Source organism: Aquimarina litoralis (assembly GCF_019295435.1).
Lineage (GTDB): Bacteria > Bacteroidota > Bacteroidia > Flavobacteriales > Flavobacteriaceae > Aquimarina > Aquimarina litoralis_A.
Genome location: NZ_WEKL01000107.1, coordinates 157464 through 171360, shown reverse-complemented (window position 1 = coordinate 171360; position 13897 = coordinate 157464). Strand labels below are relative to the sequence as shown.

At 35.2% G+C, this 13897-nt stretch carries 8 protein-coding genes; 1 reads left to right on the top strand and 7 read right to left on the bottom strand.

Translation table 11 applies throughout. The features are described 5' to 3' along the window. From GBO31_RS24045 to GBO31_RS24035, 3 genes are all read right to left on the bottom strand, one after another. Positions 1-221 (bottom strand): hypothetical protein (locus GBO31_RS24045; RefSeq protein ID WP_219011175.1); only part of this gene is annotated, 221 nt, incomplete at its 3' end. A 13-nt stretch (positions 222-234) separates the two neighbouring features. Then, positions 235-3897, bottom strand: coding sequence for a hypothetical protein (locus GBO31_RS24040; protein WP_219011174.1), 3663 nt, complete (start codon positions 3895-3897; stop codon positions 235-237). A gap of 410 nt (positions 3898-4307) precedes the next feature. Continuing rightward, the gene (locus GBO31_RS24035; RefSeq protein WP_219011173.1) at positions 4308-5210 is read right to left on the bottom strand and encodes a histone deacetylase family protein; all 903 of its coding nucleotides are present in this window, start codon (positions 5208-5210) and stop codon (positions 4308-4310) included. 136 nt (positions 5211-5346) lie between these two features. Here GBO31_RS24035 and GBO31_RS24030 point away from each other — a divergent pair, with 136 nt between their 5' ends. Further along, on the top strand, positions 5347-6609 hold the full coding sequence (locus tag GBO31_RS24030; protein WP_219011172.1) for an MFS transporter: 1263 nt from the start codon (positions 5347-5349) through the stop codon (positions 6607-6609). Between the two features lie 60 nt (positions 6610-6669). On the opposite strand, the gene metG is transcribed toward GBO31_RS24030, so the two are convergent. From metG to GBO31_RS24010, 4 genes are all read right to left on the bottom strand, one after another. Then, entirely contained in the window at positions 6670-8736 is a 2067-nt protein-coding gene (gene metG, locus GBO31_RS24025) for a methionine--tRNA ligase (protein WP_246615978.1), read from the bottom strand. 205 nt (positions 8737-8941) lie between these two features. Then, positions 8942-10567 carry a DUF1501 domain-containing protein gene (locus GBO31_RS24020; RefSeq protein WP_219011171.1) on the bottom strand — a complete coding sequence of 542 codons (1626 nt, stop codon included), beginning with the start codon at positions 10565-10567 and terminating at the stop codon, positions 8942-8944. A gap of 6 nt (positions 10568-10573) precedes the next feature. Beyond that, positions 10574-12034 (bottom strand): DUF1800 domain-containing protein, encoded by a 1461-nt coding sequence (locus GBO31_RS24015; RefSeq protein WP_219011170.1) that lies wholly within the window; start codon positions 12032-12034, stop codon positions 10574-10576. Positions 12035-12267: 233 nt separating this feature from the next. Further along, on the bottom strand, positions 12268-13896 hold the full coding sequence (locus tag GBO31_RS24010; protein WP_219011169.1) for a DUF1501 domain-containing protein: 1629 nt from the start codon (positions 13894-13896) through the stop codon (positions 12268-12270). Position 13897: the final 1 nt, after the last annotated feature.

Here is a 13897-nt window from a genome sequence, read left to right as displayed (position 1 = left end):
CCACCAGCTCTTACGGCTACAGATTGTTTGGCTCTTCCTAATCCATCAAAATAGTTTACCGATACTATCTTATCACTTTCTAATACCTGTGATTGTTGTCCGTCTTGCACTTCGGTTTGATAAGCGGTGGTTTGTACATAATTTTCTGATGTTGTCTGTGCACTTGTTATGGTAGCTACTAATACAGCAACTACGGTCATTAATTTTTGTAATGTCTTCATGTTGTGTTCTGTATTAATTGTTTTTATAATTGTACGTGTTCTCTGAAAGGATATTTCCATCCTGATCTTTTACTTTAGACAATCGATTCAGGGTATCATATTCATAGAACATGGTATATCCACGAGGATCGGTCATACTTTTTACACCTACCATTGGATCATAGAGATAATAACTCATTTGTCCGTTAGCGAAGAATGGTTTAGTTCGCAGCGTTTCGAACTGCCCTCTCATCGCGTTTTCTTCTCCAAGGGTGTTTTCAGTATTAGAGTTAGCTCTTATGGTATTGATCAAACTGGTCACATCTCCAGGCATTCCACTATAGGTAGCATTATCAATTTTAGCAATTGGATATAGATTATTATATCCCCAGATGTATATGGAATGTGTGCCATCAGTTTGTGAGACTTCTAAAGGATTTCCATAGATGTCATAATTATGATATTGCATTCGTTTTTCTAGAGCTGCTGTTCCTTTGGCTGTGTATACAAACTCTGGAAATATCTTTTTTGCACTTCCCCATAATCGATAATCGGTTCGTTGTTTAGAAAGTAAAGAAGTTGTACTTCCTCGTTTGGAATATGCTTCTACTTGCAAAGGCATCCCGATACGATGGGTAGTAATCATCTTATCAATGGCTTTATTAGCATTGGTACTTAGGGTTCCTAACTGCGATCTATCTTGTGGATAATACAATTTAGAGATGGTAACCTCTCCATTATTTTGGATCGTCTCTGTTCTGGTGAGTTGTTTATGAGTAGCATTATCATAGAAGTAATTGGTTTTCTTTTCCAGGATTTGATCCTCAAAAAACTGCTTGTCGATGGTTTCTTCCAATCGTACCCATACAGGAGTGAAACGATATTTATTAGCAATAAAAGTACTCATAGAAACAGCTTCTCCTAAACCAAAACACGGATTAGGTCCTCCTGTTCCTTGACTTACGGAGATATAGAAATTAGATCCGCTTTGTGTTTTTAATTTACACCCACTACTATAGGTCTCATCTGGTACCATAAATACTCCATTRTGAGGCATGCTGTTACTTAAGGTTTCTTGTGCATACGTTTGAGTAGTCTGTTGCACCATTTTTTTCTGATCATCATAATGGGAAGTTGTTTTTACTTTTCCATTGAGGTGATATCTTGTTATAAAAGGACTCCAAGCACTGAGAATACCTTCATCAGTATTGTGGTAGGTATAGGTAGTATGTCCTTCATAAGTGGTTCCTCTAAACCTGACTTCAGATACGTTCGAATAGGTAATGTTATACTTTGTTTTTGGAGCTAGGTTACTACTATAGAATTTAAAATGAGAGATGGGATTCGTTAGATTCAAACTTGTAAAACGTCCGTAGTCTCTTTTTGTTTCCGAAAACAATAATTTTTGATGAATCACTCCAGAAGATGAGATTTGGTTTTCCATCATCCCTAATGTTACAGCTTGATTTTCAGCAATGGCATCATAATAATAATATTTTGTGATTGGAGTAGCGCTACTGTTTGGAGTACTTTCAGTTTTAAGTAATCGCAATCCACCTACTTGATTGTTTATAAAAAAAGCATTCTCTCTAATCAAACTATAGGTCACTTTTAAAGAAGAATTCTCTTTCCCATTTACCATAAGAATTCTATAATCTCCTTTAGGAAGGCTTAGTGTGAAATCTGCTCCTGGATTGGAAGACATATACATCACATCAGGATGATTAGGCCCCATGGTTACCAACTCACAATAGGATTTTGCGGGAAATCCGTTATCACAATCTTCAAAAGTATCTCCTGGAACGCTTAAAGAACAACCATGGGGTTGTAGCAGTCCTTCAGGACATAGTCTTGTTACACATCCTGTTCCAAATCTGGATTTGTAAATCGCTATAAACCGAACTTCATTATTGTTGACACCACCATTGTTGCTTATATATTCAACATCAAATACAATAGGTATATTTTTATTTCTATCATCAATTGTAAATCCACCTTTTACAGCATTTTGGAAACTATGTAATTGCCCGATATCATCATTGCCACAATTAGCTACATCTTCAGTAGAGGAACTATCATGACCACCTATTACTGTCACATAATCCGTAAATAAGCCATCTTCACTATCTTCTTCTTTAAGTCCTCTATGCAATCCATAAGTAAATGTGGTGCTTCCACCAGTAGGATAGGTGACCTTTTTTAGCGTTCCATTGATAGCATTTGCAAGAACAGCAGAACGATTTGCTCCTATATAGTTTAGGTCTATGGATTTGATTCCATATTGCTCATTATATTTTAAGCTATTTCCAGGCGCTTTGGCTTTGAAATATTCAGTAATACTATTGCTATTACTTCCGTTTTGATATCCCCATAGATCAGCGCCTCCACTGGCAATATGAGGTAAGCTGTTGGGATTGTGATATTCAAAACTATGTACTTTATCTTGAGTGTTATCCGCTGCATTTACCTCTCTAATCTCATCTAATTTTAGACGTTTGTTTCCAAAACTACTTCCATTAGTGGTAGCAGTAAAGTAGGAATAGCTAAAGTCAACATCTTTTATCTTTTGTCCTACCGTATTGAATACCTCTATACCGGTAATAGCCGATCTTCCTGGTAAATCTTGTCGAGCGTGGTTATGTTCCAGCGCCACGATTTGTTTATTATTATGATAGATTGCTAACAGGTTGAACTGTTTTATTTTGTAAAGTGTTTGACTATGCTGACTAATTTGTTCCTCTATTCTATTCCCAGTAACCGGATGAAAATAGAATTGTGTCATGGTTTGTAAAGGAAGTGGTACTTCCTGAGTGTAATACTGTCCAGCATCATATGCAAATGTGATATGATCTTCTGTATCTGCTGTTTTGATATCAGAAATGTACCAAGAGGACACATATTGATATTCATATTCATTAAGTGCTCCTGCAGAATACGCACTATTGGTATATTCTTTTTTAGCAAAGGTATAGATAGTTCCCTGGGTATCGGTTAGTGTCCAAGAAGTGATTTCTTTGGAGACACTTCCTGTAATGGTATAATCGATTTTTAGCGTAGGATCTTCAATACAGAATACTTGATATTTTCCATTTTCAGTGACATCATAATTGATGGCAATGGTACCCGATAAGCCGTTAATTGAAAAGCTAAAGGTATCCGCTTGTGTATCGATTCTGTTTAGGTTGTAGTTTGTCAATAAAGCATCTGCATAGTATTGATCTTCTGCATTGGAGAATCCATTAATTCTTGGGCTGTCGTATACTGCTTCCAAACCTCTTCGAGTCCCTACGTCTGTGATATGTACATAAGAACCAGAAGATTGATCTGGTAATCCTTGAACTTGTCTAGAAACTACACCTCCGTAATTCAGGTTCCAACCCAATCCTACATTGGTAGCTAATTGATTGACTTTGATTCCTGAGGCATCATAAGTCATACTGATAGGAAGCGAAAAACGCTTACCAGCTACTTGACAGATAGGTACTGAAATAGAAGGAGTACCGGTATAATGATTTAAAGGAATGTTCCCATACTTTATAAAAGCGGCTGCTTCTGGTGCATTAGGAATGGATATGTTTCTTGCTAATTCTGCACTGTAATCAAATGCAGAAGAAGCATTACCATCATCTCCTAATTGTGCATACCCAAATCTCACTACCATCAAAAAGAGCGTGAGACACTTTACAATGTTTCTCATAAAATTCACTGATTTATTTACTATACTTTTTTGTTTCCTTTAGGAGAATGTTCGAAAGAAAACTCTCCCTTATATTAACTATGTGTCATTTATTGAGGAAGTGTTACCTCGATTTTGTGTTTTTTTGAAATATTTTTTTGGAGAGGGTTTTTAGATGTCGGGAGTTGGGAGTTAGATGTTGGGTGTTGGGTGTTGGGTGTTAGGAGTGAGGTGTTGGGTGTTGGGTGTTGGGCTTCGAGAGCCTCAGCCCTCAATATTAGATTAATTGTATTTGTTGAAAATAAATACTGGGTATAAAAAAACCCAGCCTACTATAGTAAGCTGGGTTTGGATTATTTATTTTATCACTTCTCCATTTTGATCATGGAAATGATATTCTAAATATGTGTAAGCGTCTCTAGGTATAATTTCTAAAAGAAAATGTCCTGTGCCAATCTAAAAGTATTGGCATGAGCATCGATGATAACCTTAATATCAGGAGAATAGCCGCCTCCCATAGAACACATTACCGGAATTTCAAGATCTTTACAATTTTGCAAAACAAATCGATCTCTTTCTTTGCATCCTTCAATCGTACATCCAAGTTTACCTAATTTATCCGAGGCTAGAATATCAACACCACATAAATAATAAATAAAATCAGGTTGCTGATCTTCGATGAGTTTTGGTAATGTTTCTTTTAGAATATTCAAATACTCATCGTCACCAGTATTATTTGCTAAAGGAATATCGAGATCAGATTGTTCCTTCTTAAAAGGATAATTACTAGCGCCATGCATAGAAAACGTAAAGACATCTGGATTCTTCTCAAAAATTTCTGCTGTTCCATTACCTTGATGCACATCTAGATCTACAATCAAAACTTTTTGTACTAGGTTTTTAGATAGTAATTGCCTAGCACCAATTGCTTGATCATTTAACAGACAAAATGCTTCTCCACGATCTGTATAAGCATGGTGTGTTCCTCCAGCGATATTCATAGCAATACCATGCTGTAAAGCATATTCAGAGGCTTTCAACGTTCCATCTGCAATGATAATTTCTCTATCTACAAGCTCTTGAGATAATGGAAACCCTATTTTTCTTATGGCTTTACGATCTAAAGAAAGCGAAGTTAATTGATTGTAATATTCTGTATCGTGAACTGCTAAAATTGGCTTACTATCAGGAATTTCCGGGGTAAAAAAATTCTCCTTAGTGCAAGTACCTTCATGCAGTAATTGTCTAGGAAGAAGCTCATATTTAATCATCGGAAATCGATGTCCTTCCGGTAAAGGATGTTTGTATATAGGATGATATGCTATTTTTAGCATTTGATCTATAGCAATGATAAGTTCAATAAAGCAAACGAATATACTATCTTTTTTGTTATTGCTAGGATTTTAAGTTTTTGTGTCAAGGTAAATTTTAATGTAATACATATCTTTACCAGAATAAATTGGGCTGTTAATGAAAAATGATCCGTATTCGGCATTACGATATCAAGAATTTAGTATTTTTTTAGTATTGCGTTTTTCTTTGGTCATGGCTTGGACCATGCAATTTATTGTTGTCGAATGGCAGGTTTATAGCATTACAAAAGATCCTCTTTCTTTGGGTATTATTGGTCTTATGGAGGTTATTCCTGCTGTATCTTTGGCTTTATTTGCAGGTCACATTGTAGATCAAAAAGAAAAAAAGAATTTGCTTAGTATTTGTATTGCAGGTTTTTTGTGTATTAGTCTTGGATTATTTTTTCTCACCAATCCAAGTATTATAGATTCGATGGAACAGTCTGCCATGTTGTTTGGGATTTATGCGCTGGTTTTTTGTGGTGGAATCGTACGCGCTTTTTTGGGTCCAACAATATTTTCCCTCTTAGCATTGTTAGTGCCTAAAAAAATATATCCAAATGCTGCTACTTGGAGTAGTTCGACTTGGCAAGTCGGCGCAGTACTAGGGCCAGCACTAGCGGGTTTTATGATAAATTTAATTGGAGTAAATTGGTCTATGTTGGTAATCGTAGGTTGGGCGACCTTTGCATTTATTTGCTTGATGAGAATTCCTAAAAAACCAATTATGAATCCTAATATAGGAGAACCAGTATTAAAAAGTTTGAAAGAGGGAATTCAATTTGTTTTTAAAACTAAGGCAGTACTGGGAGCACTTACACTAGATATGATCGCTGTTCTTTTTGGTGGAGCAGTAGCTTTATTGCCAGTTTTTGCCCAAGATATTCTTAAGGTAGGTCCACAAGGATTTGGTGTTTTAAGAGCGGCTCCAGCGGTTGGAGCATTTATCATTATGTTTACTACGGCTTATTTTCCAATTAATAAAAATGCTGGGAAAAAGTTACTACTCGCTGTTTTCGGATTCGGAATCTGTATTATAGTATTTGGACTTTCTTCCGTTTTTTGGATATCGGTCGTAGCGCTCTTTTTTAGTGGTGTTACTGATGGTATATCGATGGTGATACGCCAGACGATCCTTCAATTGAAAACACCAGATCATATGAGAGGACGAGTGTCGTCTGTAAATTCAATATTTGTAGGTTCTTCTAATGAATTAGGTGCTTTTGAAAGTGGTATTACAGCTAAATATATGGGAACTGTAACAGCAGTGGTTTTTGGAGGTAGTATGACATTGCTTACCGTGATTCTTACTTCTATACTCTCTCCAGCGTTTAGAAAACTGGATCTTAGAAAGGATCTGGAAGAAGAGAAGACTGAATAATAAAAAAAGGGGTAAATGTTACCCCCTTTTTTATAAAAGCTTTTATGTATCAGCTTTTTATTAGTTAATTACCGCACCTGGTTTTACACCGTCTTCGTCTGGATTAAGGAATACCAATTTGCCATCTGGAGTCTCTGTCATAAGAATCATTCCTTCGCTTTCTACACCTCTTAATTTTCTTGGTGCAAGATTTACAAGAACAGTTACTTTTTTACCAATAAGATCTTCGGGCTTGAAATGTTCTGCAATTCCCGAAACGATCGTTCTGGTATTAATTCCAGTATCTACTTTAAGAACTAATAATTTCTTAGCTTTCGGCATCTTTTCAGCTTCTACAATCGTACCGACACGAAGGTCCATTTTAGTAAAATCTTCAAATGTAGCCGTATCTTTTTGTGGTTCTACAACTTTGTTTTCAGCTTCGTTTGCTTTCTTAGTAGCTTCTAGTTTGTCTAGTTGTTTTTGGATATCAGTATCTTCAATTTTAGAAAACAATAATTCACCTTTTTCAATCTTATGACCAGCAGCTAATAAAACTTCTCTTGTAGCAATTTCATTCCATTGAATTACAGATTCATCAGAAGTGATTGCTAATATGTTCTTTAATTTTTCTGAGGTAAACGGTAAAAACGGTTCTGATAAAGTTACCAAAGCAGATGCTATTTGTAACCCTACATACATTATTGTTTTAACACGCTCTGGATCCGTTTTGATCAATTTCCAAGGTTCTTCATCAGCAAGGTACTTATTTCCTAATCTGGAAACGTTTAATAACTCCTGACTCGCTTCTCTAAAACGATATCTTTCTATAGAACTTCCAATAACACTCGGATACGCTCTTAATTCGGTTAAGGTTTGCAAATCTAAATCCGAAAATTCATTAGGAGTAGGTACAATACCATCATAATATTTATTCGTAAGTACCACAATACGATTGATGAAATTTCCGAAGTTTCCAACTAATTCATTATTATTTCGGTCTTGAAAATCTTTCCATGTAAAATCGTTATCCTTCGTTTCTGGTGCATTTGCTGTAAGTACATATCGCAGTACATCCTGTTTTCCTGGAAATTCTTCCAAATATTCATGAAGCCATACCGCCCAATTTTTGGAAGTAGATAATTTGTTTCCTTCTAAATTTAGGAATTCATTGGCAGGTACGTTTTCAGGTAAAATATAATTTCCTTCTGCTTTTAGCATACTCGGGAAAATAATACAATGGAATACGATATTATCTTTACCAATAAAATGAATAAGCTTAGTGTCTTTGTCTTTCCAATAAGGTTCCCAATCTTTTCCTTCTCTTTCAGCCCATTCTTTGGTAGAAGAAATGTAACCAATTGGAGCATCAAACCATACATATAATACTTTTCCTTCTGCTCCTTCAACAGGAACAGGGATTCCCCAATCTAAATCTCTTGTAACGGCTCTTGGTCTTAACCCATCATCAACCCACGATTTTATTTGACCATATACATTCGTTTTCCAATCCTTTTTGTGACCTACTAAAACCCATTCTTTCAAAAAATCTTCATATTGATCTAATGGTAAAAACCAATGCTTGGTTTGTTTTAATGTTGGTTTTGCGCCAGAGATGGTAGATTTTGGATTAATTAAATCTGTTGCATTCAATGAGCTTCCACAGTTTTCACATTGATCTCCATATGCTTCTTCATGACCACATTTTGGACATGTGCCAATAACAAAACGATCTGCTAAAAATTGATCCGCTTCGGGATCATACAATTGCTCAGAGGTTTCTTCTATAAATTTTCCATCATCATATAATTTCTTGAAAAATTCTGATGCTGTTTCATGATGTATAGGAGCAGAGGTACGAGAGTAATTATCGAATGTAATACCAAAATCTTCAAAAGACTTTTTGATAATTGCGTGATATTTATCAATAATGACCTGAGGAGAAACTCCTTCTTTTTTAGCTCGCATTGGTATTGCTGCACCATGCTCATCACTACCACAAATAAAGGCAACATCATTTCCAGTGATTCTAAGATATCTTGAGTAAATGTCAGCAGGAACATAAACTCCYGCCAAGTGACCAATATGAATAGGACCATTTGTGTATGGTAAAGCCGACGTGATTGTATATCTTTTTGGTGTGCTCATAATGCTTGTAAAAATGAGGCACAAAGGTAATAAACACCTTGATAAAATAAGAAAGCTTTAAGTAATTAATCTAATTGCCTTCTAATAAAATATATACTAAAGTTATCCTTGTTTTATTTAGTTGAAATAATGACGAATACAAATAAAAAAACAGTATTTATTAAGGAAATAAATACTGTTTTTTTATTTAAAAGCTCTGATTCAATTATAGAATCAGAACAGGTTTACTGTAACTTTTTTTGTTTTTAGTAATTCGATACGCATAAAAACCTTCTGATAAGGTAGTTTTTGCGGCTTCTTTCACGTTAATGACATGTTCTCCCTCTAAAAGTACTTCATTTTTTAGATTAGCAATTTTTTGTCCAGACATACTATATAAATCCACATTTGTATGACCAGCTTGAGCATTGGTAATATGAATATAAGATTGATTGTCTGTGTAAGTAACAGTGTGATTAAAGTTTTCGAAGGTTGGTGGCAGGTCTCCATCATTATCATCTGTACCTAAACTATTGCAATTAAAGCCTAAATCAAGTGAGTTATATTCTTGGCCAAGCAAAATTTCATCAACTAAACCGCTGTCTACACATAACCACTCTTTCATAATTGAAGCATACGCTTGTCTAAAATCATTGGTATTGTATAGATTTCCATTTTGGTTTAGGTTGGATAAGTCTGGGTGCTCACCAATAAAACCATTACCATCCAAGCCCGTTCCAAATAACATCATTGGTGCAGCGGTACCATGATCTGTACCACGAGAACCATTTTCTTTAACTCTTCTACCAAACTCCGAAATTGTCATTGAAAGTACTTTGTCATCCCATCCAGCATCCGTAAGATCTTTATAGAAATGTTCCATGGTTTCTGATAATTGTGTAATCAGTTGTTCTTGTCTGTTTAATTGATCATTATGTGTGTCGAAACCTCCTAGCGTCACAAAGTATACCTTCGTTCCTAAATTTCCTTTAATAAGTCGTGAAACCACACTTAATTGTTGAGAAAGTTTGTTGTCAGGATAATTTCCGAAATCAGATGTGCTTTCATAGGCTTCGTTAATAACACCTGCATAGGTAAATGTGGTATTAGCTACTCCTTTGAGATATCCAACTTTTTCACCATGAGTACAATCCGGTAAGTTGTTTAGATCATATAATGCACCATTTTGGGCAATTTCGAAAAGTTTTTTTGGATCTGCTACGGAAAAAGCAAAATTGTTTTGATCTCCATTGAAAATTAAATTACCACTACTTCCAATTTGTATAGCCGCTGGTTTTTCCGGCGGATTTAGTAAGTAATCAGGGTATATGTTTTCAAAATATCGCGCCATCCATCCAGATGTTTCTTGATCTGTAACATCCGATGTAGCCCAAATATCTGAACCTGTAAAATGAGATAATGCACTTTGTTCATATCCAACACCATGGATTATTTTCATTTGACCATTCCCCCATAATTGTTCGAATTTATTTGCATAATTCGGCATTCCGTATTCATCGGTAAGATTGAATAGCTGATTTTCTCTAATTCTTATGTTAGGACGAGCGTTGGCATAGGAATCATATTGGTTTAATGGAATCACAGTATTTAATCCGTCATTTCCTCCTTTAAGCCTAACGATAACAAGTACTCTGTCTGTTTCTGTGTCATTAAGAGCAGCGGATAGAGGAGAAGGTTTAGATACTGATAAAGCCGTATTGGCAAATGCAACTGTTCCTCCACCTACAATCCCTAAGGCTTGTAAAAATGAACGACGATTCCATTTTTTATGTTCTTTGGTATTACAACTCCCTGGTTGAGGAGTAAAATTTTTATGATGAGTATCGCACATGATGTTTTATTTAAGTTGGAATTCGGGAATTTTTATTAGAAATTGTAAAAGTTGGTACGTCTGTCTTGGAACAGTATTCCAATCAAGATCCCAAGTGCCATCTTCAAAATAGTTTTCTGGAACTTGATCTTTAAAAATTTCTAAACCTTGAGTATATTCTGTGTCATTAATAAGTTCCTTGGATAGGAAATTATCCATGATAGCTTTTGAAACTAGGACTACATCATCAGAGTTGCCACCTAAAATACTTTTAGCGATTACCCTAAATTGTTCCTCATTATGTCTCCAAGCTCTCCAAATATACCAACCTAGTCTATCCCATCTTGTGGTCATGGTACTTGAATCGATCCAATCTTTATCTCCTTGCCAACCTGCAACATCAACTGGTTTTAGAAGATCTTGCCCTAATTCCTGACAACCACCTCGAATTTTGTTATTAAATCCAAAATCTTCAGGCAATTCAAAATCAAGATCTTTGAAGAAATTGATTTGTACATCAACTGGACTCTTAATGTGAACACCATACGTTTTTTCATCAAAAAAGTGTTCACTCTTAAAAAGCCTTCTAAGCACTGGAGCAATTTCAAAATTATTGTCAAGAAAAGTTTGAGCGAGTTGGTTAACAATATTTTGATTTACAACAGGGCTTACAAAATAACGGTAGAATTTACCACAAATGAATTCTGCTATCTGCTGTGGACGTTGTTCAAATAAAATGTTAATTACATCCGTGTAATCCCAATTTCCTACTTGACCAAAAATAGTTTTGTCTTCATTATCAAATTTGTTAGCATCAAAAGTTATAGGACCCCATCTTTGCTCTCTTTTATTCCATCCCGTTAATGCTCTGGAAGTTTCTACAATATCATTTTGAGTATATCCATTGTCAACACCCAAAGTGAAAAGTTCATAAAGTTCTCGTCCGTAATTTTCATTAGGCTTATTCTTGGTGTTTTCGTAACCATTCAAATAAATCAACATTGCAGACGAGAGCCCTATGTCGAAAGTAAATTCCTTAAAATTACCAATAGAATGTAATTGTAGAAGATTGTAATATTGAAATAAATATGCAGGACTTTGGTAGTTAATATCTTCGGTTACAAAGTGGTTGCTCCAGAATAATGTGAGACGATCTCTTAGGTTGTTTTGGAACATATCTGCTACCATCTGATTTTTCCAGTCTCTACGATATACAAATGGATTATCCGGAGTGGCATCAAAATCATCTTTTACCCAATATCCCCATTCGGGAGCTGGAGTAGGATTGAGGTTCAACGCTTCATCTATAAGATTATCAACTAAGTTAGAAGGGCTTTGATTGAGAGCATTATTCACCATTTGTGGTGTTGCCCCAAAACCAAGTCTTCTATATAAATGATTTACTTTTTGTCTATTCCAAGGATTTGAATTGTTAGGTGAATAGACATCTAATGAAGCAACATTACATGAAGTATTTGTTGTTGTCATAAATAGATTGAGTTAGTTAAGAATTTTATTAATTTGATTAAAGCGAGTGATTGTTTGGAGTTGTTTTTTTAAAATAAAAAACGTTATAAATTACGCAATAACAGTATTTTTTTTACAGCTTATCTAGTATCCGTTTAGGTTCAGCTAGTATCTGTAGTGGGTTGTAAAAAAAGACACTTTTTGGGTAACCAAAAAGTGTCTTTTTTTACTGAATTTTTAAATGTTTGTTTGTTCTAGGAAATCAATAGAGATCTACTAAACTCCCCAGTTCCCGTTTCAATTCTATATACATATTGACCAGTGCTTAATCTAGTTCCTGAAGAAGCTTTTACATCAATCACATGTTCTCCTTCGAGAAGCATCTCATTTCTTAGTGTTGCTACTTTTTGACCAATAATATTAAACAAGGTAATATCAACGTGAGTAGTTTCAGGATTATTAATATTTATAAAGGTTTGACCTCCATCATAAGTCACGATATGAGAAAGTGTTTCTCCATCTCCCGGAATATTCGGGCTAACACCACCACAAGAAAAACCTAAATCCAAAGATTCAAACTCTGCTCCCAATAATGCGTTGTTTACTGTACTAGGATCTATACACAACCATTCTTTCATTACAGTCGAATATATTTGCCTAAAATCATTGGTACTCTCGGCATTGAAACCTACTGAAGGATTATCTGGAAGTGTAGGATGTTCCCCCACAAAACCGTTTCCATTTAATCCTGTACCAAAGAACATCATTGGTGCTACTGTACCGTGATCCGTTCCTAAAGAACCATTTTCAACTAATCTTCTCCCAAATTCAGAGATTGTCATTGTAAGGACTTTATCATCCCATCCAGAAGCTTGAAGATCTGCATAAAAATTACTAATTCCTTCAGAAAAAGAATTTAATAGCTGTTGATGTCTTTGTATTTGATTGTTATGTGTATCAAAACCACCAAGGGTTACCATATACACTTTAGTACCTAAATTACCTTTTATCAAACGAGCAACAATTCGCATTTGCCTTGCAAAATTGTCATCTTCCAAATATCCTCCAAAATCAGTGGATCTATTAAAAGCTGCAGAGATTGCTTCGGCATAGGTATATGTTACATTGGTACTTTCTCTTATAAAATTCAATCGATCTCCATAAGTACATTCTGGAGAAGGATCTAAACTATATCCCTGATTTTCTATATAGGCTTCTAATCTTCTAGGATCTGAAATGGCAAAAGAAAAGTCATTTTCTGGTCCTCTAAAAATAAGATTCCCAATGCTACCAATCTGAATTGATGGCGGGCTCTCAGGTGGATTTGTTATATAACTTGGATATAATTCTTGAAAATATCGACCCATAAAACCAGATCGCTCTATTTCAGTAAGATTTGTATTTGCCCATATATCTGTTCCTCTAAAATGAGATAAAGTCTGATCTTGATAACCAACTCCGTGAGCAACCCTCATTTGTCCATCTCCCCATAAATTTTCTAATTTATTCATGGGTTTGGGCATAGCATATTCATTTTCTTCGAGATTAATGAATTCACTAGGAGGAATTTTAATCAATGGTCTGGCATTTGCATAAATGTCATATTGATTTACCGGAATAATCGTATTATAACCATCATTTCCTCCTCCAAGTCTACAAATGATTAATATATTATCAGTTTCAGCTTGACTTAAAGCGACTGAAAGAGGTGAAGGTTTTGAAACCGTAAGGTTGGTATTTGCTAACATCATAGAACCTCCTCCTACTAGCCCAAGTGCTTGTAGAAAAGATCTACGATTCCATTTTTTGTGATCTTCTGTATTACAAACGCCTTCTTTTACGTTTGTCTTTATATTATTGTTGGGGTGGTGTGTATCGCACATA